The organism is Sphingosinicella sp. BN140058 (assembly GCF_004135585.1).
Lineage (GTDB): Bacteria > Pseudomonadota > Alphaproteobacteria > Sphingomonadales > Sphingomonadaceae > Allosphingosinicella.
The window spans coordinates 2556317-2582963 of sequence record NZ_CP035501.1 but is presented as its reverse complement, the minus strand read 5'-3'; the positions used below and the strand labels follow the sequence as shown (position 1 = coordinate 2582963).

The window sequence follows — 26647 nt, the reverse complement described above, 5'->3', positions numbered from 1 at the left end:
CCGCGATGCGCCTCAGCCGCGGCGGCCCCGGACGACCTCGCTGGCGAGGAGCTTGTCGATCTTGAAGCCGTCCATGTCGACGATCTCGAAGCGCCAGCCGCCGAACGAGAAGCGCTCGCCGACTTCCGGAATGTGTTTCAGCACCGACAAGGCGAATCCCGCCGCGGTCGCATAATCGCGATCCTCGGGAAGATTGATGCCGAGCCGGTCCGACATGGCGTCGGCGGGAAGGGAACCGGAGACCCACCAGCTCCCGTCCTCGCGCTCGACCAGCGGCGCCTCTCCGGCGGAATCAAAGTTGGACGCGAACACGCCCGCGAGCGCGGACAGCAGATCGGCCGGAGTCACCACGCCTTCGAAATGGCCGTATTCGTCATGGACGAATGCCATCGGTACTTCGGCATCACGCAGCACCGCGAGCGTATCCATCGCATCCATCTGATCCGCGACGACGGGCGCCTCTCGCACCAGGGCGCGCAGGTCGAGCGCGCGATCCTCGATGAAGGCGGCAACGATATCACGCGCCTGGACCACGCCGAGCAGGCGATCGACCGACCCTTCGGCAATCGGGAGGCGGCTATGCTGGGTCGTGCGCAGCGCTTCGCGAAGCTCCTCCGTCGAGGAATCGACATCGATCCAGTCGACGTCCGTGCGCGGAGTCATGACCTCGCGGGTCGGACGATCGGCGAGGCGGACCACGCCCGAGATCAACGCGCGTTCATATTCCTCGAGGACACCGGCGCTGTGCGCTTCGGCGACGACGATCTGCAATTCCTCGGCCGTGACCTGGTTGCTCTCTTCGCGGCGCAGCCTCAGCAGCCGGAAGATGAGCGCGCTGGTGCGATCGAGCAGCCAGACCAGCGGCGCGGTGATCCGCGCAATCCAGAGCATCGGCACCGCCATGAAGGCGGCGATCGATTCGGGTGCACGAAGCGCGAACTGCTTGGGGACGAGTTCGCCGATGACGAGCGAGGCATAGGTCGTGATCAGAATGACGACGCCGAAGCCGATCGTTCCGGCGGTTTTCGGATCAACACCCAGCAAGGCAATACGCTCGCCGACCGGTCCGCCGAGGCTCGCCCCCGAATAGGCGCCGGCAAGGATTCCGATCAGCGTGATTCCGATCTGAACGGTGGACAGAAACCGGCCCGGCTCCGCAGCGAGATCGATCGCCGTCTGGGCACCGCGGCGCCCGGCTTTGGCCAGCGCGCGAAGCCGCGGCCGGCGCGAGGACACAATGGCGAGCTCCGCCATCGCGAACACGCCGTTCAGCGCGATCAGCAGGAGGATGACGATGACGTCGATCCACGGAAAGGGGGAGGGCGCAGAAGGCGGCATGGCGCGCGACCCTCTTAGCCGCATCAGGTCCGTTCGGACAACCACTTCCTCGAGATACGGAACGGAACCCCGCCGGAACAACCCGCCACGGCGGGCGGTTCATTACGCTATTCACCAACCCTTTGAGGGAGAGGAATAAGTATGCGTATGTCCAATCGTCTGTGCGGCACCTTTGCCGCCGCCGCTCTGCTTTGCACCACCGCGGGCTGCGTTACCAATCCTGAAACCGGCGAACGCCAGGTGTCGACCAAGGGCGCGATTGGCGGCGTGCTCGGTGCGGTGGCCGGCTATTTCGCCGGTGACGTGATCGGCGGCAAGCGCGACCGAACCGAGCGGATCGTCGGCGCCGGCATCGGCGCGGTCGCCGGCGGCGCCATCGGCACCTACATGGACCGCCAGGAAAAGAAACTGCGCGAGGACACCGCCGGCACCGGTGTCGAAGTCGATCGCCAGGGCAACGAATTGCTGCTCACCATGCCGTCCGGAATCACCTTCCCGGTCAACAGCGCGCAGATCCAGCCGCAATTCCACTCCACCCTGGACCAGGTGGCGCAGACGCTGTCCTCCTACCCGTCGACGCTGATCGATGTGTACGGCCACACGGATCCTTCGGGCGGGGACGCGATCAACATTCCCCTGTCGCAGCAGCGAGCGCAATCGGTGGCGAGCTATCTTGGCCAGCGCGGCGTTCAGATGCAGCGGATCGCCACCCAGGGTTTCGGATCCAGCAGGCCACTGCCCGGTAATTACAATGCCACTGAGGCCGAGCGTGCCGCCAATCGCCGGGTCGAGATACGCATCGTGCCGCTTGAGCAGGACGCCGCGTAGGTCAGTCCCTGCGAGTTCGAAAGAACGCCCGCAGCATGTCGCCCGAAGCCTCCTCCCCGATGCCGGGGAAGACTTCGGGCGCGTGGTGGCAAGTCGGTTGTGTGAACAATCGCGGACCGTGTAGCACCGCGCCTCCCTTGGGATCGGTCGCGCCGAAATAAAGGCGGCCGATCCTGGCCAGCGCGATCGCACCGGCGCACATCGCGCACGGTTCGAGCGTCACCCAGAGATCGCAATCATCGAGCCGTGACGTGCCGAGACTTGCGCCGGCCGCGCGCAGGGCGACGATCTCGGCATGCGCGGTAGGATCGTTCCCCCCGCGCATGCGATTGCGACCGCGGCCGACGATCGTCCCGCCGCGGGTGACCACCGCCCCGACCGGCACCTCTCCCGCTTGCGCGGCCGCGCGCGCTTCGTCGAGCGCGGCCAGCATCGGATCGGAGAACGGACGGACCATGGCCCCTGCTACGCGGCCATTGCGCCCTTCGGAAGTGGCTTACTGCTGATTGTCGACGGTCACGGTGGGAACATCGACCTGTTTGGTGGTCGTTGTCACGGTCGGGACGGCGACATTGGCCGTGGTCGTACCGACCTCGAGATCGTTGACCTTGGGCTGGAGCGTCGTCGTCTGCCCGCCCGGAGTCTGGAACCAGGTCAGCCAGCCGGTCGCAGTCATTCCGATCAGGACCAGAATGATCAGAGCGACGATGATCAGGATCGCGCGCAACATGGGTGATGCTTCCTCCTTCGCCCGATAACGGCCATCAGGCCGATCGGTTGCACACCCGCAACGATCTCCGTTGCCGGGAATCGGGTTGACTGAGAGCCCTTGCAGGGTTATCCGCCGCCCGGTTTTCCGGGGACATGTCTCCCCGCATCAATCAGGACGAGAGACCATGTCGCGCATTTGCGAACTGACCGGCAAGGGCCGGCAGGTGGGTAACAACGTTTCCCACGCCAACAACAAGACCAAGCGTACCTTCCTGCCGAACCTGCAGAACGTCACGCTGATTTCCGATTCGCTCGGCCGCGGCGTCAAGCTGCGCGTGTCGATGAACGGCCTGCGCTCGGTCGAGCATGTCGGCGGCCTGGACAATTGGCTGGCCAAGACCTCGGACGAGAAGCTGAGCCTCAAGGCCCGCCGTCTGAAGCGCGAGATCGCGAAGAAGAGTTCGGAAGCCGCCGCGGCGTGAGCCGGGCGGACCGCAAGGTCCTCCAGCTCGACAGGTTCTGAAGCGTCGCTGCACAGGGTGCAGCGACGCTTTCGGCGTTTGTCGCCGGCCTACTCTTCGAGCGCGAACTTGAGCAGCAGGCTGCGCTGAAGCGGCATGTAATTGTCGTCCGAGGCGAGCCACACGATCGTTCGCCCAGCTTCGCTGGTGACGCTTACCGCTTCCATATTGTCGACCGTCAGCGGCGGCGCGAATGCGGCGATCTCCTGCGGCGCGATCAAGACCCCGGTCCGCGGCGGCGGCACCGGTGCAACTGCGAGCTTCGCCTTCATGCCGGAAACGAAGCTGATGCGCCGGTTGAGAAGCAGCATCCGTCCATCGGGCAGCAAAGTGGCGTCGGTGATTCGATAGCCCGCAGGGGGACGGTAGCGCATCCGGATTGCGCGCGCGCCGGGCACGGACGGATCGGACGGAAACATCAGCGCCTCGGTGATCCCGCCATCTCCTTCCGAAAAGATGATGAAGCGCCCGTCGGGAAGACGCACCATCGCTTCCGGACCGTTATTCTCTTCCCATTTGCGCATCGCGGCGGGGCGCGCGCCGCCCAGCTCGCGCCATTCCGGCAGAGCGAAACGCCAGACACCATTCTGCCTTTCAAGACCGATCCACGCCGTTCGACCGTTGATGATCAGCGATTCGACGTCGCGCTGAGCCTTGTTGACCGGAGCGCCCGAGCCCTTGCGCACCGCCTCGATCCGCGCCCGCTGCGTGCCCGCGGCGACGGGTACGGGGAAGCGGATCAGCCATCCGGAGTCGCTGATTGCCGTGACCAGTCCGCCGTCCACATGCATCGCCGAAATTCCGCCGAACCGCCAGTCGTTGCTCTCCATGTTCCAGCCGCCGAGAAACAGCAGCTTGCCGACCCGGAGGTCGTCCGGACGGCCGGCTTCGACCGGCACCGGCTGAAAGTGGATCAGGCTGACGGCGGGCGGAGGATCAGGAGGCGTGATCCGGACCGGGGCAAAGGTGCCGAGGAGAAGGAGTGCCACGAGGCAGAAGAGGAAACGCACCTGTCCATTCTAGGAGCGCATCGGCGCATCGGCACCCGCTTTTTGCCTGAACCCCGGCTGACACCGCCATTCAGGACCGGCTCAACCGAATCGGCGCATAAAGCGTTCAACGACGAGAGGCCGGCGCTGCGGATCCCCCCAGACGACGCGCCGACCGAAGCAGTCGAAAGGAGTTTGATGATGTTCAGGAAGGCCACCCTCGCTGCGCTTGCCGCCGTTACCGCGCTGAGCGCCATCCCGGCCGCGGCCGAAGCGCGCCCGCGCGGTTATTACGGCGACGGCTATTACGGCTCGCGCTACGACAATGGTTACGACCGTCGCGACCGGTACAGCCGCTATGACCGGTACGACCGCTATGATCGCTATGATCGCTACGATCGTCGGGATTATCGCCGCGGCCGCCACTACGGATACCGTGATCGTGACCGCGGCTGCAGCGGCACCACCGGCACGATCGTCGGCGGCGTCGCCGGTGCCCTCGCCGGCCGGGCGATTGATCGCGGCGACCGTGGTCGCTGGGGCCGCCGCGACAGCGGCACCACCGGCGCCATCATCGGCGGTGCGCTGGGCGCCCTCGCCGGTCGCGGGATCGACAAGTCGAGCTGCGACAACCGCTATTACCGCTAAGCAATCCGCGTTCCCTCGCGTAGCGTATTGAGGGCGGGCCGGTGCTTCCCACGGGGAACGCCGGCCCTTTTCACGTCCCCGGACTCCGGCGGCCGCTCAGGGCGTGTCGAACAAAGCGGCGAGCTGCTCGATCATCGTGCCGCCGAGCTGCTCGGCGTCCATGATCGTGACGGCCCGCTGATAATAACGCGTGACGTCGTGGCCGATGCCGATCGCGATCAGCTCGACCGGCGAGCGATCTTCGATCCAGGCGATCACCTGGCGCAGATGGCGCTCGAGATAGGTCCCGGAATTCACCGACAGGGTCGAATCGTCCACCGGTGCGCCATCTGAGATCACCATCAGAATCCGGCGTTCCTCGGGCCGCGCGATCAAACGGTTGTGCGCCCACAACAACGCCTCGCCGTCGATATTCTCTTTGAGCAGGCCTTCGCGCATCATCAGACCGAGATTCTTGCGCGCCCGCCGCCAGGGCTCGTCCGCCTGCTTGTAGACGATGTGGCGGAGATCGTTGAGGCGACCGGGATTGGCGGGCCGTCCGGCGGAAAGCCATTGCTCGCGCGCCTGACCGCCCTTCCAGGCGCGGGTGGTGAAGCCGAGTATCTCGACCTTGACGCCGCAGCGCTCGAGCGTGCGGGCGAGAATGTCGGCCGAGATCGCGGCGATCGAGATCGGACGACCGCGCATCGATCCTGAATTGTCGATCAGCAAGGTGACGATGGTGTCGCGGAAATCAGTGTCGCGCTCGATCTTGTAGGACAGCGAATGGGCAGGATTGACGATCACCCGCGCCAGCCGCGCGGCGTCGAGAATGCCCTCTTCCTGATCGAAGTCCCAGCTGCGTGATTGCTGCGCCATCAGCCGGCGCTGAAGTCGGTTGGCGAGCTTGGTGACCGCGCTCTGCAAATGGGTGAGCTGCTGATCGAGATAGGCGCGCAGGCGGGTGAGCTCGGCGTCGTCGCACAGCTCCGCCGCCTCGACGATCTCGTCATATTTCGTGGTGAACGTGCGATAGTCGAAATGCGGTGGAAGGTCCGACAGCGGCCTGTTGGGCCGCACCGGCATCATCCCCTCTTCGCCTTCGTCGCCGAGGCCGTCCTCGCCTTCGGCCATTTCCTGTTCGGTGAAGTCGCTTTCGGTCTGTTCGCCCTCGGACTCGCCCTGCTCGACGCGAATGTCCGCTTCGCCCTCGCCGCCGCCGGCTTCGTCCTCATTCTGATCGTCGCCGTCTTCGCCCTGATCCTGCTGGTCGCCTTCGGATTCGAGATCGCCCTCCGGATCGCGTTCCGCCTCGACGTCCTTCTCGACCAGCTCCAGATCCTCAAGCACGCGAGTCGCAAGGGCGGCGAACGCCGCTTGATCGTCCAGCACCAGACCGAGTGCGTCGAGATCCTTGCCGGCTTTCTCCTCGATCCAGTCGGAGACGAGCTTCAACCCCGTCCGGGCGGCCTCGGGCGGAGCCTGCCCGGTCAGACGCTCGCGAACGATCAGACCGAGCGCGGTGCCGAGCGGCACTTCCGCCCGGGTGCGTGCCCGGGTGATCGGATCGGTGCGCATCCGCATTTCGGCCATGCTCGCGAGATTGGCGCGCACGCCGTCCATGCCGCGCCCGCCGAGCGCCTCCACCCGGGCCTGCTCCGCGGCATCGAAGACGGCGCGAGCAATATCGTCGGCCGGCGCATGGCGGGCATGAACACCGGCATTGTGATGACGCAGCTTGAGCGCCGCAGCATCGGCATAACCGCGCGCCTCGGCAACGTCCCGCTCCGGCAGGGTTCGGCCCGGCATCGGCACCTTGACCGACTTGCCGGCGCCGCCGGGGGCGTCCGCGGTGAAGCCGAGTTCCAGCTCCGGCTCGCGCGCGATCGCGCGGGCGGCGCCGCTCAGCGCCTGCCGAAAGGCTTCGAGGGGGGAATCATTCTGTGCCAATCAGGCCTTCCCGACGATGCTCTCGGGCAAGTCCTTCCCGAACACGCGCTGATAATATTCGGCGATCATCGGCCGCTCCGCCTCGTCGCACTTGTTGAGAAAGGTGACGCGGAAGGCGAAGCCGATGTCGTCGAAGATCAGGGCATTCTGCGCCCAGCTGATCACCGAGCGCGGGCTCATCACGGTCGAGATGTCGCCGTTCATGAAGCCGGCCCGGGTGAGCTCAGCGACCTTGATCATGCGCTCCACCTCCTGGCGGCCGCCTTCGTGATCATATTCGCCCGATTTGGCGAGGACGATCCGCGCTTCGATCGCAGCCGGGAGATAGTTCAGCGTGACGACGATGTTCCAGCGGTCCATCTGCCCCTGATTGATCTGCTGGGTGCCGTGATAGAGGCCGGTGGTGTCGCCGAGCCCGACCGTGTTCGTGGTTGCGAACAGGCGGAAATAGGGGTGCGGGCGGATCACCCGGTTCTGATCGAGCAAGGTCAGCTTGCCTTCGGTCTCCAGCACGCGCTGGATCACGAACATCACGTCGGGACGGCCGGCATCATATTCGTCGAACACGAGCGCTGTCGGAGTCTGCAGCGCCCACGGCAGCAGGCCCTCGCGAAATTCCGTCACCTGCTGTCCGTCGCGAAGCACGATCGCATCGCGGCCGATCAGATCGATTCGGCTGATATGAGCGTCGAGGTTGATCCGGATCAGCGGCCAGTTGAGCCGCGCCGCCACCTGCTCGATGTGGGTCGACTTGCCGGTGCCGTGATAGCCCTGGACCATGACGCGGCGGTTCTTGGCGAAGCCGGCACAGATCGCCAGCGTCGTGTCCGAATCGAAGACGTAGGCCGGATCGAGATCCGGAACCCGCTCGTCCGCCTCCGAAAAAGCGGGAACTTCCATGTCCGAATCGACGCCGAAGACGTCGCGCACCTTCACGATCCGATCGGGGGAATCCATCACGGTGGCGCCGCGGCTGGCGGGGTTCGAATTGGCAAAATCGGCCATGGTCAGTCTCTCGTGGGTTCAGGCAAAGCCGGGATTCAGGCGAAGGCAGGGCGGGATTTGAGCTGCGTATAGGCCTCGATCACGGCCTGCAACGCTTTCTCATGGCTCCGGTCCCCGCCGTTGCGATCGGGGTGGTAGCGGCGGACGAGCTCGGCATAACGCTGGCGCAGCTGCCGGCGATCGGTATCGACGGCAAGCCCGAGCACCTGCAGGGACTTGCGATCGGCGACGCTCAGTTCGCGGCCGTCCGCACGCGGTGCGTCCTGCGCCGCGGCGCGGCGGAAGCGCGCGCCGATGGCATCGAGCGGATCGGCGAAATCCGCCCAGCGCGGCGGCCGGTCGCCGCCTCCCGTCGCAAACGCACGAGTCTCGCGATCCCAGCCGCCATAAGGAGTCTGGGCGTGCTCGATCTCCTCGGCGCTCATGCCCTCGAAATAATTGTAGCCGGAATTGAACTCGCGGATGTGATCGAGGCACAGCCACCGCCAGTCGCCGGGGCCATCGAACGAGGAACCACGGCCGGCAGGCGCGCGGAACTCGCCCGGCGCTTCGCACCCGGGACGGGCACACAGCCCTTGTCCTTCCACTCGGCCGTGAAACCGGGTCTGCCGCTTGCCCGCCGTCGCCACTCTATGCCTTTCGAAGCCAAAAGCCGTATATAGGCGCAATGACAGCGCATTTAACCGGCCCCATCGCCCAGGAAATCGCCCAACGCTTGCATGCGGCGCTCGCTCCCGAGAGCCTGCAAGTGATTGACGACAGCGACAAACATCGCGGCCATGCGGGCCATGACGGGCGTGGCGAAAGCCATTTCACCGTCGACATCGTCGCCGAACGCTTTCGCGGGCTGAGCCGCGTGGCACGCCAGCGCGCGGTCAATTCGGCGCTCGGCGATCTGCTCCGCGAGCGTGTGCACGCGCTCGCGATCAAGGCCCGCGCACCCGGCGAATAGCCGCCCAACCAAGGAAGTGTCATTGGACGATCTCATCCTGCAGACCTTGCTGCCGACCAGCCACGATCTCGGCGGGTTCAAGGTGCACCGCACCCTGCCGCACAAGGAGAGAACGACGGTCGGACCGTTCATCTTCTTCGATCAAATGGGACCAGCCCACCTGCCGGAAAACGGCGGCATCGACGTCCGCCCGCACCCGCACATCAACCTTGCCACGGTTACCTACCTTTTCGCCGGCGCAATCGACCATCGCGATTCGCTCGGCACCTACCGGACGATCGAGCCGGGCGCGGTCAATCTGATGACCGCGGGCCGCGGCATCTCGCATTCGGAACGGTCTCCCGCCGCGTTGCGGCCGGCGGGACCGGAGCTAAGCGGGATCCAGACCTGGCTGGCGCTGCCGAGCGCCAAGGAGGAGATGGACCCTGCGTTCGAGCACGTGCCCAAGGCCGCTCTGCCGGTGGTGGACGGCGCCGGCGCGGCCGCGCGGGTGGTGATGGGCAGCTTGTGGGGCGCAACCTCGCCGGTCACCTGCCACAGCGAAACCATCTATGCCGACGTTCATCTTCTCGCCGGGGGCAGCATGCCGATCGATCCCGAAGCGGACGAGCGTGCCCTCTACGTCGCCGAAGGGGAAGCAAGCCTCGACGGCCTCACTCTTGCGCCTCAGAGCCTCTACGTGCTCCGCCCGGGCACCCGCGCCACCCTCCGCTCGAACAGCGGCGCGCACGTGATGCTGTGCGGCGGCGCCCCGCTCGACGGGCCGCGCCACGTCTGGTGGAATTTCGTATCGTCCCGCCGCGACCGGATCCGCGAGGCACGCCAGGATTGGAAGGCGGGCCGCTTCGCCTTGCCGCCCGATGACCATGACGAGTTCATCCCGCTTCCCGAAGTGCCCAAGACGGTGAGCTACCCCTGATGGCCGACCTGCCGCTCGAACGGATCCCGCTTTCCACCGGGATCAGCCTCGACGTCTGTCTCGCCGGTCCGCGCGATGCCGAGCCGATCCTGTTTCTCCATGGCTTCCCCGAATCCCACCGCACCTGGCGCAACCAGATTGCGGACTTGTCGCGGGACCATTTCGTGGTTGCGCCGGACCAGCGCGGCTATGCCCGCTCCGACAAGCCCGAAGGGGTCGAGGGGTATCGGACCACCACGATCGTCGCCGACGCCCTCGCCCTGATGGACGCGCTCGACGTCAAGCATTTCACGCTCGTCGGGCATGACTGGGGCGGGGCAGCGGCGTGGACCGCAGCCCTGCTCCACCCGCTGCGGGTGAAACGGCTGGTGATCCTCAACGCGCCGCACCCGCTGGTCTTCCAGAAATCGCTCATCGAGGACACAGCGCAGCGCGAAGCGTCCCAATATATCCGCTTCTTCCGCAGCCCCGATGCGGAGGCGAAGATCCTCGCTCTGGGTCTCGACGCCTTTCTCGACAAGCTGCTGCTCGGCAACGCCGATCCGGGCAAGCTCCCGGTCAAGGAGCGCCAGGCCTATCTCGACGAATGGAAGGAGCCGGGCGCGCTGACCGGCATGCTCAACTGGTACCGCGCGACCAATCTCGAGGTTCCGGAAACGGACGAGGATGCCAAGCTGCCCTTGTGGACGCATGCGCCCTTCCCCAAGCTTCACATGCCGACGCTGGTCGTCTGGGGCCTCAAGGATGTCGCCCTGCTGCCGATCCAGCTCGAAGGCCTGCCCGACGTCGTCGCCGATCTCCGAATCGTCACGTCGCCGACTGCGGGGCATTTCATCCCTTGGGAGGAGCCGGGCACGGTCACCGCGGCGATCCGGGACTTCCTTGCCGACACCGGCGGCTGAGCCGCGAACGCCGTTTGCGGATGCTTTGGGGTGGCCGAATCCCCGACCTGGGTCTATGGGCCGCCTTCCATGTCCAAGACCACTGCCCGTTCCAGATCCCGCTCCGCCGCCCGGCTCGCCGCCGTGCAGGCGCTCTACCAGCATGAGATGGAGCGGACGCCGATCCCGACTTTGCTTCACGAATTCCACCTTCACCGCCTCGGCGCGACGATCGAAGGCGTCGAATATGAGGATGCCGAGGTCGACTTCTTCGACGATATCGTCACCGGCGTGCAGGCCCGCGCCGCGGAACTCGACGAACTCGTCGCCGCCAGGCTCGCCCGCGACTGGTCGCTGCATCGGCTCGACCGCCCGATGCGGCAGATCCTGCGCGCCGGCGCCTACGAGCTTGTCGCCCGTATCGACGTGCCGACCGGCACGATCATCTCGGAATATGTCGACGTCGCCAAGGCCTTCTACGACAAGAAGGAATCCGCGTTCGTCAACGGCCTGCTCGACGCGGTCGCGAAAGACGTCCGGAAGTAGATCCCGTAGCGCCGGTGGTGCCGGCTGGGTCGGAGCCTATGCCGTCCCGGGCCGTCGCCGGATCTCCTTGCGGATGACCCGATGACCGGCGAAGCAGACTTCCTCTCCGCCCTTCGTGCGCTCGCCACGCATCCCGCCGCCCGCGGCTTTGCCGACGACACCGCGGTGCTGACGGTCGGGGGAGCAACGCTCGTCCTCACCCACGACATGATCGTCGAAGGGATCCACTATCTGCCCGGCGATCCTCCGGCCGATGTGGCGTGGAAGCTGGTTGCAGTGAACCTGTCGGACCTCGGCGCGAAGGGCGCGGCGCCGATCGGCGTGCTGATGGGGTACAGCCTGCGCCGGGAACCCGACTGGGACGCACGATTCGTCGCGGGCCTCGGCGAGGCGCTCGCCCATTTCGGTGTCCCCTTGCTGGGCGGAGATACGGTGTCCGTGCCCTCGGGCACGCCCCGCAGCCTGGGCCTGACTGCGATCGGCGAAGCGCGCGGGCGCGTACCGGCGCGTGCCGGCGCACAGGGGGGCGACGTGCTCTGGGTCACCGGCACGATCGGCGACGCCGGAGCCGGCCTGCGCCGGATTGCGGTCGGCCAGCCCGATGGCCCGCTCCCGGATCGCTATCGCCGTCCGCTCCCGCGGCTCGCCGCCGGGCACCGACTTGCGGGCCTGGCAAGCGCGATGATGGACGTGTCGGACGGGCTGCTGATCGATGCGCAGCGAATGGCCGAGGCAAGCGGCGTCCGCATCGACATCGATCTCGCTGCACTTCCCCTTTCGCCGGAGCTCATCGCGTTCGAGGGAGATGATCGACAGGTTCGTCTTGCCGCCGCGACTGCTGGCGACGATTACGAATTGCTCTTCTGCACCTGCGATGCTGCAGTGCAGGATGTGTTCGCAGTCGCGGAAGAATTGTCGCTGCAGATGACCAGAATCGGACGAGTCACCGGCGGGTCGGGACTCATTCTTCACGAGCAGGACGACTTGATCCCGCTCCCCGACAAGCTCGGCTGGCAGCATAGCTGACTGCGCGGGAGCGCCCGGCACTTCGAGGCTGGCGCGGCAACACCCTTCTCGTCGGTTGCTTTTCTACTCTGACCACCCGTAGAAGCTTCGGAACCCCGGGCGGATCCCGTTCAGAAGGCATGGCCCGACCCGGCGCATAAAGGGGAAGGAAGCCAATGACAGTCGTGTTGATTGCCATAATTTGCGGGCTGGCCGCTGTGGTCTACGGCCTCGTCACCAGCCGACAAGTGCTCGCCCAGCCGGCGGGCAATGAAAGGATGATCCAGATCGCCGGCGCCATCCAGGAAGGCGCGAAGGCCTATCTCGGGCGCCAATATACCACCATCGCCATCGTCGGGGTGGTCGTCGCCATTCTGGTTGGCCTGTTCCTGGGCCCGATCGAGGCGGCGAGCTTCGTCATCGGTGCCCTGCTTTCGGGCGCCGCGGGTTATATCGGCATGAACATCTCGGTCCGCGCCAACGTCCGCACCGCGGAGGCCGCACGGCTGTCGTTGCAGCGTGGTCTCACCACGGCGTTCCGCGCCGGTGCGGTGACCGGCATGCTGGTCGCGGGACTTGCGCTGCTCGCGATCGCCGGCCTTTTCTACATCATGGTGGACGTGCTCGGCGCGACGCCGAATGGCGAAGGGGTGATCCGTTCCCTGATGTGCCTCGCCTTCGGCGCATCCCTGATCTCGATCTTCGCCCGCCTGGGCGGCGGCATTTTCACCAAGGCAGCGGACGTCGGGGCTGATCTCGTCGGCAAGGTCGAGGCCGGAATCCCCGAGGACGATCCCCGCAATCCGGCCGTGATCGCCGACAATGTCGGCGACAATGTCGGCGACTGCGCCGGCATGGCCGCCGACCTGTTCGAAACCTATGTCGTCACCGTCGGCGCCACCATGGTGCTGATCGCCTTGCTGGTCTCGGGCAGTGCCGAGCAACTGACCGCCCTGATGAGCCTGCCGCTGATCATCGGCGGGGTCTGCATCCTGACCTCGATCATCGGCACCTACATGGTGCGACTCGGTGCCAAGCAATCGATCATGGGCGCGCTGTACAAGGGCTTCTGGACGACCGCGTTGCTGTCGATCCCCGCGCTCTGGTACGTCACGTGGCGGACGCTCGACGGCAACATGAACAGCCCGCTGGGCGGCGCTCGAGACGCCGTCGGCCCGGAGGTCGATCCCGCCACCGCAGCCGACGCGCTGACCGGCGGATTCACCGGAATGGATCTGTTCTGGTGCATGATGGTCGGCCTGGGCGTCACTGCGCTGCTGGTCTGGATCACCGAATATTATACCGGCACAAACTATCGCCCGGTCCGCTCGATCGCCAAGGCGTCGGCGACCGGACATGGCACCAACGTCATCCAGGGGCTCGCGATCAGCCTTGAGTCGACGGCGCTGCCGACGCTGGTGATCTGCGCCGGCATCATCATCTCCTACCAACTGGCGGGCCTCATCGGCATCGCCTTCGCCGCCACCGCAATGCTTGCGCTCGCCGGCATGGTCGTCGCTCTCGACGCTTATGGTCCGGTCACCGACAATGCCGGCGGCATTGCGGAAATGGCCGGCCTTGAAGACGAAGTCCGCCACCGCACCGATGCGCTCGACGCCGTCGGCAACACCACCAAGGCGGTCACCAAGGGCTATGCGATCGGCTCCGCCGGTCTCGCCGCCCTGGTGCTGTTCGGCGCCTACACGACCGATCTCGAACGCTTTGCCGGCGAGCTCGGCATCGGCGCCGGCGGCGTCGATTTCGAGCTGTCCAATCCCTACGTGGTCGTCGGTTTGCTGCTCGGCGCGCTGCTGCCCTATCTGTTCGGCGCAATGGGCATGACCGCGGTCGGCCGCGCCGCCGGCGAAGTGGTGATCGACGTCCGCGAGCAGTTCCGCAGCAACAGCGGCATCATGGACGGGACCAGCCGGCCCAATTACGCCCGTACCGTCGATCTCGTCACCCGTGCCGCGATCCGCGAGATGATCGTCCCGTCGCTGCTGCCCGTGCTGGCGCCGATCGTCGTGTTCTTCGGCATCTCTCTGATCGCCGGGCGTGAGCAGGGCTTCGCGGCCCTGGGCGCGCTACTGCTCGGCGTGATCGTCTCCGGCCTGTTCGTCGCCATTTCAATGACATCGGGCGGCGGCGCCTGGGACAATGCCAAAAAGTATATCGAAGACGGCAATTACGGCGGCAAAGGTTCCGAGGCCCACAAGGCGGCGGTGACCGGCGACACCGTGGGCGATCCGTACAAGGATACGGCCGGCCCCGCGGTCAATCCGATGATCAAGATCACCAACATCGTCGCCCTCCTCCTGCTCGCCGCGCTGGCGGCCGGTGGGGCAGGCGGCTGAACGTTCGGGCGGAGGCAGCTTGATCGCAAGCTGCCTCCGTCAACCTTCGCACCCACCGGAACATGGCGCCGATCGTCTCGATGCGGCCAGGGCCCCTCCCGACGATCGACCGTATTCACCGTTATTACGGTCGATTTTCACAATTGTGGCTCGACCGAATCTGCGAGGTCACCGGAGCGGCCTCCAAGTCATCATCCAGTCCCCAGCCTTCAAAGACGAGCGATGCGCCCGGCGACAGGGGAACGACTCCACGGCACCGATGGCTCGCCCGATAGCGGGCGAGTTCGAGACCGATCGTTGCCGCGGGAACATATCATGAACAAGGTGGAATGGCAACTTGGACCACCGGCGACGTGAGCCGCCGCGCCCCACCTGGGCAAGCAGGGCCAGCCGGTGCATGCCGGCCATGGCGTCACGGCGCAGCCCTGTCCTCCTCTACATGAGCTTCCCATTTTCGCCTTCAGCCGCTATGGCGGCGCGAATTTTTTCGAGCACCCAGAGGATCGATGGCCAAGGAAGAACTTCTCGAAATGCGCGGGCAGGTGGTTGAGCTGCTGCCCAACGCCATGTTCCGCGTCCGGCTCGAGAACAATCACGAGATCCTCGGCCACACTGCGGGCAAGATGCGCAAGAACCGCATCCGCGTCCTCGTCGGCGACGAAGTTCTCGTCGAGCTGACCCCCTATGATTTGACCAAGGGTCGGATCACCTATCGCTTCAAGTAGCGCGAGCCCAGTGCGGCTCGTTCTCGCCTCCTCCAGTCCGCGCCGGCTGGAGCTCCTCGCCCGTATCGGCGTCGTTCCCGACGCGGTCACCCCCGCCGACATCGACGAGACACCGCGCCGGGGCGAGCTTCCGGCGCCTTACGCCGCGCGCGTCGCGGCGGAGAAGGCGGCCGCCGTCGCGGGCGATGGCGGCCTTGTTCTTGCCGCCGACACCGTCGTCGCCGCCGGCCGGCGCATTCTGCCCAAAACCGACGACGAAGCGGAGGCACGGGCGACGCTGACGCTGCTGTCGGGGCGTCGCCACATCGTGCTTTCAGCCGTCACCCTGGTCGATGCGACGGGCCGGGCGCGGCATCGCCTGTCGACCAGCATCGTCACGTTCAAGCGGCTCAGCGACGACGAGCGCGAGTCCTACCTCGCCAGCGGCGAGTGGCGCGGCAAGGCGGGCGCCTATGGCATTCAGGGCCGGGCCGAGGCGCTGATCCGCGCGATTTCCGGCAGCTATTCCGGGATCATGGGACTGCCGCTGTACGAGACCCGAACCCTGCTGCGGGCAGCGGGCTATCCCCTTGCCTGAGTGGCTGTACGAGGAGGGCATCGGGGAGAACCGGGCCATCCTCGTCGACGGCGATTCCATCCTCGAAGCCGCCATCGAGCTGCCAGGAGCAATACGCTTCGGCGCGGTCGTCGAGGGGCGTCTCACCCAGATACACGTTCCCGGCCGCCGCGGCCTCGCGGTTTTCGACGGCGGCGAGGCGATCGTTGAGCCGTTGCCGTCGCGGATCACGCAGGGACAGAAGGTCCGGATCGAAATCACGCGCGAGCCGATCCCCGAACAGGGACGGCCGAAACCCGCCCGTGGGCGTATCACCGATTCGCCGTGCGGCGCCGGCGCAAGCCTGCGCGAACGGATCGGCGGAGTGGCGTCGCTCGGCCCTGGCAGCGGCGATCGCTTCGAAGCGGCGGGGTGGACGGAGCTGCTCGAGGAAGCGAGCGTCGGCGAGATCGGCTTTGCCGGCGGATCGCTGCGGATGAGCGTCACGCCGGCGATGACGCTGTTCGACATCGACGGCGCGCTCCCTCCGGCGGAGCTCGCCGTTGCCGGAGCCGCCGCCGCCGGGCGCGCGATACGGCGGCTCGGGATCGGCGGGTCGATCGGCATCGATCTGCCGACCCTCGCGGGCAAGGCCGAGCGCCAGGCACCCGCGGCAGCGCTCGACGCAGTGCTGCCGCAGCCGTTCGAACGCACCGGCGTGAACGGCTTCGGGTTCCTCCAAATCGTCCGCCGCCGCACGCGTCCCTCGCTCCCCGAACTGCTCCAGTGCGATCCCGTCGGCGCCGCGGCCCGGGCGCTGCTGCGGCGCGCGGAGCGTTCCACCGGCATCGGCGAACGCACGCTCCGCGCCGCCCCTTCCGTGATCGCGCGGATCGAGGCCAATCCGGAGTGGCTGGACAAGCTCGCGCCCCGCATCGGCGCCCGCATCGCCTTGCAGGCGGATGCCGGGCTCGCCATATCCGCAGGGCATGTCCACAGCCTCCACGTCTAGGAAGCGCAACGGCTGTCCGCTCTGCGGCAAACCGGCGGCGCCCGATCACACACCCTTCTGCAGCCAGGGGTGCCGCGACCGCGATCTTTTGAACTGGCTCGGCGATTCCTATCGCGTCCCGGGACCCTCGGCAGACGAATTCTCGTCCGACGGGCTGGACAGCGAGCGCTAAGCCCTTCTATAGGCGCGCTCGGCCGCACACGCAGCCCATGCCCAGGTAGCTCAGTTGGTAGAGCACGTGACTGAAAATCACGGTGTCGGCGGTTCGATCCCGTCCCTGGGCACCATTTCCCAAAGCGCCGTTAAACTCGACCTGGGGACGACAACGTCGATCACGTGAGCGTGATCCTCTGGTTCGGGGCCAGAGTGAATCGGCGGAACGGCGCCGATCCGATCCGCAACCGCACCTGCTGAACCGACGGATCGATCCCGAGCAATGCCTGCGCGCGGCCGGCCTTGTCGGTGATCAAGCGGGCGGCGCCGCCTTCGACGGTCGCGACGGGCTTGCCGGCCAGCTGCAGAGCCGCCCCCCTGGCGCCATAAGCCATCGCTGCCGTGCTTCCCGCATCGGTGCCCATAGTCAGCCGCGCGGAGCGGGCGGCAGGGTGGGCCGGCCGCACGTTCCAGTGCAGCGTCTCGGCTTCCTCGGTAAGCCCCACCAGACGCCAGGTGTAATCGATCATGACCAATGCGGCGGGCGAGTAATTCGGCTGGTCCGCACCCTTGGTGAAGGCGCCGCTTTCCGGATCGATCTGCTGGCGCATGGCCGGATCCGCCTGGATCGCCTCGCACCAGCGATCCATCATCGCAGTGAACTCGGCCGTGCGCCCATAATGTTCTATCCAGCGCGGGGCGCGCATTGCGGTGAGAGCCTGGGATGCACCGCCCCAGCTGTTGGCCGGTATGGGCCGAACGAACAGCGGATCGTCCGCAGCGATGGAGGGCAAAGGGTAAGGCGTCCAGAAAGCCTTGGGATTGCCCAATTGCCGCGCCCAGAGCGTATCGAACAGCGCTTGATCAACGACATGCTCCCCGCACACCCGGGTCAGCACGTCGCCTCGCACCCGAACGAAACTCCCCTGCGCGTCGAGATCATAAAAGGCCGCATCCTCGGGCACGTAGAGCGTGTCGAGAATCGAGCGGCGGATCGCCGCCGCGGACTCGGCCCAGCGATCTGCGTCAGCAGTCCTGCCGAGCGCGGACGCCATCGCGGCGAGCGCGACCCGCGCCCCGTAGACGGTCGCCGAGAGATCGGGGCACAGGCGCGGCAGCGAGGCGATCGGATGATGCCGGCGCGCATCCTTGTTGGGGCATTGGTTCGGGAGCCCGGCCCAGCGCGGGCTGTTGTCGTGACCGGTATCGTAGGTGCAGAAGCCTTCGACGAGGCCGGTGCCGCGTGTGTTGCGGTAGGTGCGCAGCCACCCGTCCCAGGCCGAGCAGCCCCGATAGGCGCGCTCGAGCAATTCAGAATCGCCGGTCGCCCGCGCGAGCTCCCAAGCGGTTGCGGCGATCGGCACGACCATCTGGATCTGGCCGAAGCTCGTCTCCGTTTCCTTGTTGTTGGCGGGGAGCTGGCCGTCGGCGCGCTGGAGATCGAAGAAGGTCAGGTGGCTGTTGCGGGCAACGTCGGACCGGAACTTGCGATAGAGCAGCGCCTCGTGCGGGCCGCATTCCTGCCAGATGCCGCGGTAAACCGAACCTTCGATCAGAACCGGCGCACTGACGTAGGGCATGATCTGCACATTGCCGGCGAGCACCGCCAGCGCTCGATCATACGCGGCCTGCCAGCGTGCGTTCGCCGTCGAAAAGGTGGGTGCGCCTTCCCCGGCACGCGCCTCGGCTGAGGCGACGCGTACCTTTCCAGTGACGGCCGCAGTGAGCGCGAGAGCACCGCCCCCGATGAATTCTCGACGCTGAATCATGGGCTTCCTCCCCTTTCTCGCAGACCTCGCCGCCAAGGTGAAGCCGCTTTCATGTCAGACAACATCCTACATGTTGAAATATCGTTTGACTATGTGGAAATGTGAGCGGTAACAATCGGCAGAGATCGGGTTCACCGGCATTCCATCAGGCGAATCGTGCACAAAGAGCAGTCGCTCTCGTGCCAAGGGGAGGTAAAGTCATGAGAAAGACTGGTTTTCGCTCGTATTTCACGTGCTCCGTCGCGGTTGCGGCACTTGCCGCCTCGTGGGGCGCGCCCGCGGCCGCGCAGACCTCGCCGCAGCCGGGCACGCCCGGCACTCCGGACCAGGCGCAGCCCTCGGTGGAACCGGTTTCGTCAGCGACCGCGTCGAACCCGGGCGATCAGCCCGATGGCAACGTTTCCGCCGATGGACAGGCGGTGCAGGGACAAGGCGAGATCGTCGTCACCGGATCGCGGATCGCCCGCAACGGATTCGCCGCCTCCACCCCGGTCAACGTCGTCGACGCGCAGGACATCAAGCTTTCCGGCAACGTCAATATCGAGCGGATGCTGGCGCAGCTTCCGCAGGCGGTCGCATCGCAGCTGGGCAGCGCCACGTCGAATACGGTTCCCGGCGGCTTCGCCGACGTGAACCTTCGCGGTTTCGGATCGACCCGCAACCTGGTTCTGGTCAACGGCCGCCGTTTCGCCATCTACGGCCCGGAGCAGGTCACCGACCTCAACACGATCCCGACCACCCTGATCGCACGAACCGAGGTCGTCACCGGCGGATCGTCCGCCGTCTACGGCTCGGACGCGATTACCGGCGTCGTCAATTTCATCATGCGCGAGGATTTCGAAGGGGTCGAAGCGCGCGCGCAGATCAACATGGATCGGCCCACCCAGACCCCGACCTACAATATCGATCTGACCGTCGGCGGCAATTTCGCCGACGGACGCGGCAACGTCGTCGTCTCCGGAAACTATCTGAAGCGCGGATCGATCACCCGCGGCCAGCGCGGCAGCTTCGCCTTCGATTCGCTGGAAGATGCCTGCGTGGTTGCGGGCACCAGCCGATCCGACCGTGCCGGCACGCCGCTGACGGTACCGGCCGGCCAGACCTGCACCAGCGCCGGCGGAGAGCTCGGCTTCCGCGCCGGCGGCAGCGGCGACATTCCCAACGGCCGCTTCTCCGGCATACCGACCCCGGGTTCAGCCCAGTCGAACCCGGCGCTCAACGCAGCCTATGCGGCTGCGGGTATCGGCGGAATGGGTGCGTTCGGCTTCACCTTCGACGAAGCCGGAGCGGCCGCGCGCGCCGCGCTCGATCCCCAGGATCGCTTCAACCTCGCACCCGACAATTACCTGATCCAGCCCCAGGAACGCTGGATGATCAACAGCTTCAGCCATTACGATTTCACCGATTCGATCACCGGCTACATGGAGCTGCATTACAGCAACAACGTCGTCAACGCGCGGCTGGCACCGACCAATGTCGGCGCACCGACCCTGTTCGACGTCAACAACCCCTATCTGACCCCGCAGCTTCGCGACGTGCTTCGGCAGCTGGATCTGCGCGAAACCGGCACGACCAACGTCACCAGCGGCACCAGCAGCCGGACGACTGTCGCCGGCGACAATCTTGCCGTGCTGACCGCCGGCCGGCGCTACGTCGAGGTCGGGCCACGCCTGGCAAGCGAGCGCCGCAACGTCTTCCGCGGGGCCTGGGGCGTTCGCGGCAAGCTGGGCGACCTTTCTGACTCCTTCCTCACCAACCTCAAATACGATCTTTATTACACCTACGCGCGCAGCGAGGACACGTTGCTGCTGCGTAATGCAATTTCGCGCAGCCGCCTGCAGGCTTCCCTGCTCTCGGTCGGCGGGGCGTCCCCGGTCTGCAACATTTTCGGCGCCAACGTTTCAGATGCCTGCGCCGACGCGATCCGGATCAGCGCGACCAACACGACGATCGCCACCCAGCAGGTCGCCCAGGGCAGCGTCACTGGAAACCTTTTCTCGCTCCCGGCCGGCCCGATCGGCTTCTCGACCGGCGTCGAATGGCGCAAGACCAGCGCCCGCTTCACGCCCGATTCCTTCTTGTCGTCGGGCGACGTCGTCGGGTTCAACCCGGGGCTTCCGACCGAAGGCAGCGTCTCGGTCAAGGAGATCTTCGGCGAGCTTCGCGTGCCGCTGATCCACGACACGCCGCTGATCGAAAGCCTGATCGCCAACGGCGCCTTCCGCTATTCCGACTACAGCCTGTCCGGCATCGGCGGCGTCTGGACCTATCTGGGTGGGCTTGACTGGCGGGTCAGCCCCGATCTGGCCTTCCGCGGCCAGTATCAGCGCGCGATCCGGGCGCCCAACGTCAACGAACTGTTCGGTGGCGTCACCCGGGTGGTCGGCGTGACAACCGATCCGTGCTCCAGCCGCGCCGCGGCGGCGCAGCAGACCGCAGCCGTGCGCGACGTCTGCATCGCAACCGGCGTGCCTGCATCCCAGGTGTTCACGGCAGGCGTACAGCCGAACACGATCTTCCCGGCCGATTTCGGCGGCAACCCCAATCTCGGCGAAGAGAAATCGGACACCTATACGGTCGGTGCGGTGATCACGCCGCGCTTCGCGCCCCGGCTGTATCTCAGCGTCGATTATTTCAACATCTCGCTCGACGGCGCGATTGCGCCGCTGGGCGGCGGTGCCCAGAACACCCTCAACCTCTGCTATCTCGTCCTTCAGGACGCAACCAGCGAGTTCTGCCAGGCCGTCCGCCGCAATCCGACCAGCGGCGAGATCAACGATCCCTATGCCCTGCAGATCAGGAACGCCAATACCGGGAGCCTCAAGACGTCGGGCGTCGACTTCGCGGCGCGTTACACCTTCGATCTGGGCTTCGGCCTTCCGGGGATCGCGGAGACCAGCCGGATCGAACTCGGCACCAACGTCACCTGGCTGCGGGAATTCACCAGCACGCCGGTGGTCGCCTTCCCCGACCTGCAGAACGAATGCGCCGGTTCCTTCGGGCCGACCTGCGGCCAGCCGCTGCCGCGCTGGCGCGGGACGTCACGGGTCACCTGGAGCCTCGCCGACCTCAGCCTCAGCCTTCGCCATCGTTATATCGGCAAGGTCACGACGGACCGCTACATCGTGCCGCATCGGCAGGGATCGGCGGCGACGCCGCTTCTCACCAACATCGCCTACCCCGTTCTCGACGATCAGCATTATTTCGATTTGTCGTTCAGCTACGACATCGGGGAGAATGCGCAGCTGTTCGGCGGCGCCAACAACATCTTCAACAACAAGCCGCCGATCACCACCCAGGGACCCAACGCCAACACCTTCTCCGCCACGTATGACGTGATCGGGACGGAGTTCTTCCTGGGCGCGACGTTCAAATTCTAACAGCTCCCGCCTCGGCCGCGCGTCCGAAGCGCGCGGCCGCTTTTTCGCGGGCAGGAGAGGGTTGATGATGCTGGACCGCCGAACGCTCGTTCTCGCCGGCCTCGCCGCCGGCCTGGTCGGCGCCCATCCGGCTTTGGCGGCGCTGCGGCCGCGCGGCGGCGAGGGCTGGATCGACGTGCGCCATTTCGGCGCCAAGGGCGACGGCCGCACGATCGACACGCCGGCGATCAACCGCGCGATCGATCATGTCGCCGAGCGCGGCGGCGGTACCGTCTACTTCCCTCCCGGCACCTATGCCTGCTTCACCATCCGCCTCAAGAGCCGGATCACCCTGCACCTGGAGAATGGCGCGACGATCCTGGCGGCCGCGCCGGGCGAGAGCAAAGGCTACGATCTTGCCGAGCCCAATCCCTGGGACCAATATCAGGATTTCGGCCACAGCCATTGGCGCAACAGCCTGATCTGGGGCGAGAATCTCCACGACATCGCGATCGAGGGCCAAGGACTGATCTGGGGCAAGGGCCTCGGCCGTGGCGACGGCAAGGACGATTGGCTGAAGGATCCGAACGGCCCGGGAACCGGCAACAAGGCGATCGCGCTCAAGTCCTGCCGCAACGTGACCTTGCGCGACTTCAAGCTCCTGGAGGGCGGCTGGTTTGCTCTGCTCGCCACCGGCGTCGACAATCTCACGATAGACAATATTCTGTGTGACACCAATCGCGACGGCTTCGACATCGACTGCTGCCGCAACGTGCGGGTGACCAATTGCACGGTCAATTCCCCCTATGACGACGCGATCTGCCCGAAGAGCAGCTACGCGCTGGGCGAAGCGCGGATCACCGAAAATGTTATGATTGCCAATTGCCTGGTCACCGGCAATTATCAGATCGGCTCCGTGCTTGACGGCAGCTGGCGCAAGATGCCCGCCGACTTCGCGCCTTTGATCCACGGCAGGATCAAGTTCGGGACCGAGACCAACGGCGGCTTCCGCAACATCACGATCAGCAACTGCACGTTTGAGGACAGCCGCGGCCTCGCGTTCCAGACGGTCGATGGCGGCGTCGTCGAGGATGTGACGGTGAGCAACATCACCATGCGCGGCATCGTCAACGCACCGATCTTCCTGCGCCTGGGCCGCCGCATGCGCGGCCCGCCGGGGCGGCCGATCGGAACCATGCGCCGGATCTTGATCCAGAACGTGTCCAGCTCTGGGGCCAACCCGCTGCCGTCGGTGATCGCCGGCCTGGGCGGGCACCCGATCGAAGATCTGAAGCTCAGCGATCTCCACCTTCACCATGTCGGCGGCGCGCCGGCGGCGATGGCGGCCCTGCGGCCCGAGGAGAACGAGCTCGGCTATCCGGAAGCGACGATGTTCGGCGATCTGCCCGCCACGGGCTTCTTCATCCGCCACGCGCGCGGCGTCGAGCTCAGCAATGTCGAGATCGCAGTCGCAAGGCCCGATCCCCGTCCGGCACTGCACCTGGACGACGTTGCCGACATCGACCTGTTCCGGGTGGGGGTGCCGGCCGGCGCCCGCGCTGTGACGATGCGCAACGTCACCAACCTGCGCAGCTTCGGATGCCGCACGATCACGGACCGCACCATCCCGGGACCCACCAATGGCCGCCTCTGATCGTCGCCCCCGCCGCCTCTTGGCGGCCGCCGCTCTCGTGGTCGCAGGATTCGGCCTGTCGGGCGCGGCTCCGGTCACCTTCCGCAATCCGGTGCTCTACGCGGACTATTCCGATCCGGACGTCATCCGGGTCGGCAGCGACTATTATCTGGTAGCGTCGAGCTTCCACTTCTCCCCCGGCATTCCGATCCTGCACTCGAAGGATCTGGTGCATTGGCGGATCGCCGGCCACGTCCTGTCGAAGCTCCCGTTCGCGCCGGAATATGACATGCCCGGGCCGCACACGCTGACCGATGCAATCTCGAAGCCGATCGGAGGGACCAAATATGCGAGCGGCGTTTGGGCGCCTTCCATCCGCTACCGGAACGACCTCTTCCACGTCTACTGGGCGACGCCCGACGAAGGCGTGTTCATGGCCACGGCGCGCCGCCCGGAGGGACCCTGGTCGACGCCGGTTGCCGTGATCGCCCAGAAGGGCCTTGAGGACCCGTGTCCGTTCTGGGACGACGACGGCACCGCCTGGCTGATCCATTCGCGCGTCGGCGCGGGCCCACTGATCCTCCACCGCATGAGTGCCGACGGCACCCATGTGCTCGACGCCGGAGCGACCATCGTCGAGGACAAGGCCGCGCTGCCGATCCTCGAGGGGCCCAAGCTCTACAAGCGCAACGGCTATTACTACATCTGGGCGCCGATCGGAGGAGTCTCGACCGGTCCGCAGGTCGTCCTGCGCTCGCGCCGGATCGAAGGTCCGTACGAACATCGGGTCGTGCTGGAACCGGGCGCGAGTCCGCTCGAGGGCCCCCACCAGGGCGGATGGGTCGAAACTCCCTCCGGCCAGGGCTGGTTCGCGCATTTCAACAGCACCGGCGCCTTCGGCCGGATCGTTCACCTGCAACCGGTTCGATGGACCGCCGACGACTGGCCGATCGTCGGCGAACCGATTCCCGGCAAGACTTCGGGACAGCCGGTGGCGGTGCACGCGATGCCGGACACGGGCGCGGACAGCGTCGGCTGGACGCTTCAGGACAGCGATGAATTCTCGTCATCGCGACTGGGGCTGCAATGGTCGTGGAACCACAATCCCGACGATCGCGCCTGGAGCCTGACCGAACGTCGCGGCTTCCTGCGGCTGCGCGCCAGGCCGGCCGAGCATCTGGTGGGCGCGCGCAACACGCTGACACAGATCCTGCAGGGACCTCGGATGATCTCGACGGCGCGCATCGACATCGGCCGAATGACGGAGGGACAGCGTGCCGGCCTTGCTCTGTTCGGGGTGCGTCCGAGCTGGATCGGCGTCGTGCGGGAAGGCGGCACGACGAATCTGACGCTCGCCTCCGAAGGCAAGGAGACGAAAGGTGTCGCTGTGACCGGCCGGACGCTTCAGCTGCGGGCCGATGTCCGTCCGGATCAGACCGCTTCCTATGCGTACAGCCTCGACGAGGGACGCAGCTTCAAGGCGTTCGGCGATCCGATCCCGCTCGCCCGCTTCTCGTGGTGGAAGGGGTCGCGGCCGGCGTTGTTCACCTTCAGCCGGGGCGGATCGGCAGAAAGATCTGGCTGGATCGACGTCGACTGGTTCCGCGTCAGCCGGAGCGAAGCGCAATGAGCGCGCTCATCTGCCGCCGCGACGCGCTCGCGATGATGGGGAGCGCGGCGGCCGTCGCGTCCGCGGCTCCCGCCTGGTCTAAAGCCATGCTGCCGCCCGGAGGCCCGTCGCTGGACGCGATCGCACGAAGGAAGGGCCTGCGCTTCGGATCCTCGATGGGGCTCGGCACGCAGGAGAAACCGCGCGGCTTCACCGATCCGCGGTATCGTGCGCTGATGGCCGCCGAATGCGGCATCACCACACCGGAAAACGAACTCAAATGGTCAGTGATCCGGCAGGGCGGCCCAGCCACCTGGGATTTCGAAGGGGCCGACCGGCTGCTTGCCTTCGCGGAAGCGAACGCAATGGCGTTCCGCGGCCACACTCTGCTCTGGAACCATCCCGATTACGCCCCGAGATGGTGGGAAAGCTACGAGTTCGGCGGGCGCCCGGCTGCCGAAGCGGAGCGGTTGATGCGGGAGCACGTCACCCGGGTCTGCGGGCGATACGGCGGGCGGATCGAAAGCTACGACGTCGTCAACGAAGCGATCGACCACAAGACCGGAGCGCTGCGCCAGACGGCATTGTCGCGGGCGATCGGACCCGAGCGGCTGATCGACGTCGCGTTCGAAGCCGCCCGCGCCGCGGCGCCGCATGCCGAGCTGGTCTATAACGACTACATGCTGTGGGAGCCGGGCGGCGCGCTTCACCGCAGCCGCGTCCTGCAGCTGCTCGAAGGCTTCAGGAAACGCAACGTGCCAGTCGACGCGCTGGGCATCCAGGCGCACATAGGGGATCACGATCCCGACAAGGGCAGCGCGTTCGGCCTGCACGACGAACGTGCCTGGCGCGCTTTTCTCGATCGCGTCACCGGAATGGGGTATCGGCTGCTGATCACGGAGCTCGACGTCAGCGACAAGCGGCTGCCCGCCGATATCGCCGTACGGGACGCCGCGGTCGCGGAGTATTGCCGGGCGTTTCTGGACGTGACCCTTTCCTACAAGCAGCTTCGGGACGTGATCCTGTGGGGCATCGCCGATCGCTACAGCTGGCATCAGGGGCTGACGCCGCGAAAGGACGGACTGCGCAAGCGCCCGACGCCCTATGACGAGGATTTTCGCCCCAAGCCGCTGCGCGATGCGATCGCCCGCGCCTTCGCCCATGCGCCGGAGCGATGAGCGACAAAGCCTGCAAGCTTCACCGCACTAAGGCCATGGCGGGAACTT

Annotated in this window: 25 protein-coding genes and 1 tRNA gene; 18 read left to right on the top strand and 8 right to left on the bottom strand. The window is 66.3% G+C overall.

The features are described 5' to 3' along the window. Positions 1 to 12: 12 nt before the first annotated feature. The gene (locus tag ETR14_RS11695) at positions 13 to 1338 is read right to left on the bottom strand and encodes a hemolysin family protein (RefSeq protein ID WP_129384761.1); all 1326 of its coding nucleotides are present in this window, start codon (positions 1336 to 1338) and stop codon (positions 13 to 15) included. A gap of 141 nt (positions 1339 to 1479) precedes the next feature. Between ETR14_RS11695 and ETR14_RS11690 the strand changes: the two genes are divergently transcribed. After that, complete coding sequence (locus tag ETR14_RS11690) at positions 1480 to 2166, top strand: OmpA family protein (protein ID WP_129384760.1); 687 nt, start codon at positions 1480 to 1482, stop codon at positions 2164 to 2166. Between the two features lies 1 nt (position 2167). Here ETR14_RS11690 and ETR14_RS11685 read toward each other — a convergent pair whose 3' ends face one another. Both ETR14_RS11685 and ETR14_RS11680 read right to left on the bottom strand, forming a co-directional pair. Beyond that, positions 2168 to 2623 carry a nucleoside deaminase gene (locus ETR14_RS11685; protein ID WP_129384759.1) on the bottom strand — a complete coding sequence of 152 codons (456 nt, stop codon included), beginning with the start codon at positions 2621 to 2623 and terminating at the stop codon, positions 2168 to 2170. A gap of 39 nt (positions 2624 to 2662) precedes the next feature. Next, positions 2663 to 2896 carry a hypothetical protein gene (locus ETR14_RS11680; RefSeq protein WP_129384758.1) on the bottom strand — a complete coding sequence of 78 codons (234 nt, stop codon included), beginning with the start codon at positions 2894 to 2896 and terminating at the stop codon, positions 2663 to 2665. A 166-nt stretch (positions 2897 to 3062) separates the two neighbouring features. On the opposite strand from ETR14_RS11680, the gene rpmB reads away from it, so the two are divergent. After that, positions 3063 to 3359, top strand: coding sequence for a 50S ribosomal protein L28 (gene rpmB / locus ETR14_RS11675; RefSeq protein ID WP_129384757.1), 297 nt, complete (start codon positions 3063 to 3065; stop codon positions 3357 to 3359). Between the two features lie 89 nt (positions 3360 to 3448). On the opposite strand, the gene ETR14_RS11670 is transcribed toward rpmB, so the two are convergent. Next, positions 3449 to 4387 carry an esterase-like activity of phytase family protein gene (locus tag ETR14_RS11670; RefSeq protein WP_129384756.1) on the bottom strand — a complete coding sequence of 313 codons (939 nt, stop codon included), beginning with the start codon at positions 4385 to 4387 and terminating at the stop codon, positions 3449 to 3451. Between the two features lie 198 nt (positions 4388 to 4585). Here ETR14_RS11670 and ETR14_RS11665 point away from each other — a divergent pair, with 198 nt between their 5' ends. After that, positions 4586 to 5035: a glycine zipper 2TM domain-containing protein gene (locus ETR14_RS11665; protein WP_371416795.1), complete on the top strand. Its 450-nt coding sequence runs from the start codon at positions 4586 to 4588 to the stop codon at positions 5033 to 5035. A gap of 96 nt (positions 5036 to 5131) precedes the next feature. Here the strand turns inward: ETR14_RS11665 and cobT are convergent, their stop codons facing one another. From cobT to ETR14_RS11650, 3 genes are read right to left on the bottom strand one after another with little or no spacing between them, the layout of a single operon-like run. Continuing rightward, positions 5132 to 6964 carry a cobaltochelatase subunit CobT gene (cobT, locus tag ETR14_RS11660; protein WP_129384755.1) on the bottom strand — a complete coding sequence of 611 codons (1833 nt, stop codon included), beginning with the start codon at positions 6962 to 6964 and terminating at the stop codon, positions 5132 to 5134. Further along, positions 6965 to 7969, bottom strand: a complete 1005-nt coding sequence (gene cobS / locus ETR14_RS11655) for a cobaltochelatase subunit CobS (protein ID WP_129384754.1) — start codon at positions 7967 to 7969, stop codon at positions 6965 to 6967. It abuts the gene before it with no gap. Between the two features lie 35 nt (positions 7970 to 8004). Then, complete coding sequence (locus ETR14_RS11650; RefSeq protein WP_129384753.1) at positions 8005 to 8598, bottom strand: J domain-containing protein; 594 nt, start codon at positions 8596 to 8598, stop codon at positions 8005 to 8007. Positions 8599 to 8636: 38 nt separating this feature from the next. Here ETR14_RS11650 and ETR14_RS11645 point away from each other — a divergent pair, with 38 nt between their 5' ends. The 11 genes from ETR14_RS11645 (at position 8637) to ETR14_RS11595 (ending at position 17185) form a co-directional block, all read left to right on the top strand. Next, positions 8637 to 8921 carry a BolA family transcriptional regulator gene (locus ETR14_RS11645; RefSeq protein WP_129384752.1) on the top strand — a complete coding sequence of 95 codons (285 nt, stop codon included), beginning with the start codon at positions 8637 to 8639 and terminating at the stop codon, positions 8919 to 8921. Between the two features lie 16 nt (positions 8922 to 8937). After that, positions 8938 to 9840 carry a pirin family protein gene (locus ETR14_RS11640; protein ID WP_129384751.1) on the top strand — a complete coding sequence of 301 codons (903 nt, stop codon included), beginning with the start codon at positions 8938 to 8940 and terminating at the stop codon, positions 9838 to 9840. Further along, positions 9840 to 10742: an alpha/beta fold hydrolase gene (locus ETR14_RS11635; protein WP_129384750.1), complete on the top strand. Its 903-nt coding sequence runs from the start codon at positions 9840 to 9842 to the stop codon at positions 10740 to 10742. Before ETR14_RS11640 ends, ETR14_RS11635 begins: the two co-directional genes overlap by 1 nt. A 69-nt stretch (positions 10743 to 10811) precedes the next feature. Continuing rightward, positions 10812 to 11267, top strand: coding sequence for a transcription antitermination factor NusB (gene nusB / locus ETR14_RS11630; protein ID WP_129384749.1), 456 nt, complete (start codon positions 10812 to 10814; stop codon positions 11265 to 11267). An 81-nt stretch (positions 11268 to 11348) separates the two neighbouring features. Further along, positions 11349 to 12293 carry a thiamine-phosphate kinase gene (gene thiL, locus ETR14_RS11625; RefSeq protein WP_129384748.1) on the top strand — a complete coding sequence of 315 codons (945 nt, stop codon included), beginning with the start codon at positions 11349 to 11351 and terminating at the stop codon, positions 12291 to 12293. Positions 12294 to 12448: 155 nt separating this feature from the next. Beyond that, on the top strand, positions 12449 to 14626 hold the full coding sequence (locus ETR14_RS11620) for a sodium-translocating pyrophosphatase (RefSeq protein ID WP_129384747.1): 2178 nt from the start codon (positions 12449 to 12451) through the stop codon (positions 14624 to 14626). Between the two features lie 506 nt (positions 14627 to 15132). Then, a complete protein-coding gene (gene infA, locus ETR14_RS11615) occupies positions 15133 to 15351 on the top strand; it encodes a translation initiation factor IF-1 (protein WP_106511916.1) in 219 nt (72 codons plus the stop codon). Between the two features lie 10 nt (positions 15352 to 15361). Beyond that, on the top strand, positions 15362 to 15928 hold the full coding sequence (locus tag ETR14_RS11610) for a nucleoside triphosphate pyrophosphatase (protein WP_129384746.1): 567 nt from the start codon (positions 15362 to 15364) through the stop codon (positions 15926 to 15928). Further along, positions 15921 to 16898 (top strand): ribonuclease, encoded by a 978-nt coding sequence (locus tag ETR14_RS11605; RefSeq protein WP_129384745.1) that lies wholly within the window; start codon positions 15921 to 15923, stop codon positions 16896 to 16898. The genes ETR14_RS11610 and ETR14_RS11605 overlap by 8 nt, the downstream gene beginning before the upstream one ends. Then, the gene (locus ETR14_RS11600) at positions 16876 to 17070 is read left to right on the top strand and encodes a DNA gyrase inhibitor YacG (protein ID WP_129384744.1); all 195 of its coding nucleotides are present in this window, start codon (positions 16876 to 16878) and stop codon (positions 17068 to 17070) included. The genes ETR14_RS11605 and ETR14_RS11600 overlap by 23 nt, the downstream gene beginning before the upstream one ends. A gap of 39 nt (positions 17071 to 17109) precedes the next feature. Continuing rightward, positions 17110 to 17185 (top strand) — tRNA-Phe (locus ETR14_RS11595). Positions 17186 to 17230: 45 nt separating this feature from the next. Here the strand turns inward: ETR14_RS11595 and ETR14_RS11590 are convergent. Continuing rightward, on the bottom strand, positions 17231 to 18820 hold the full coding sequence (locus tag ETR14_RS11590; RefSeq protein ID WP_243455875.1) for an alpha-L-rhamnosidase: 1590 nt from the start codon (positions 18818 to 18820) through the stop codon (positions 17231 to 17233). A gap of 200 nt (positions 18821 to 19020) precedes the next feature. Between ETR14_RS11590 and ETR14_RS11585 the strand changes: the two genes are divergently transcribed. From ETR14_RS11585 to ETR14_RS11570, 4 genes are all read left to right on the top strand, one after another. Next, entirely contained in the window at positions 19021 to 22200 is a 3180-nt protein-coding gene (locus ETR14_RS11585; RefSeq protein WP_129384743.1) for a TonB-dependent receptor domain-containing protein, read from the top strand. 64 nt (positions 22201 to 22264) lie between these two features. Next, positions 22265 to 23833 carry a glycoside hydrolase family 28 protein gene (locus ETR14_RS11580; protein ID WP_129384742.1) on the top strand — a complete coding sequence of 523 codons (1569 nt, stop codon included), beginning with the start codon at positions 22265 to 22267 and terminating at the stop codon, positions 23831 to 23833. After that, positions 23820 to 25442: a glycoside hydrolase 43 family protein gene (locus tag ETR14_RS11575; RefSeq protein ID WP_129384741.1), complete on the top strand. Its 1623-nt coding sequence runs from the start codon at positions 23820 to 23822 to the stop codon at positions 25440 to 25442. The genes ETR14_RS11580 and ETR14_RS11575 overlap by 14 nt, the downstream gene beginning before the upstream one ends. Continuing rightward, positions 25439 to 26599 carry an endo-1,4-beta-xylanase gene (locus tag ETR14_RS11570; protein WP_129384740.1) on the top strand — a complete coding sequence of 387 codons (1161 nt, stop codon included), beginning with the start codon at positions 25439 to 25441 and terminating at the stop codon, positions 26597 to 26599. The genes ETR14_RS11575 and ETR14_RS11570 overlap by 4 nt, the downstream gene beginning before the upstream one ends. Positions 26600 to 26647: the final 48 nt, after the last annotated feature.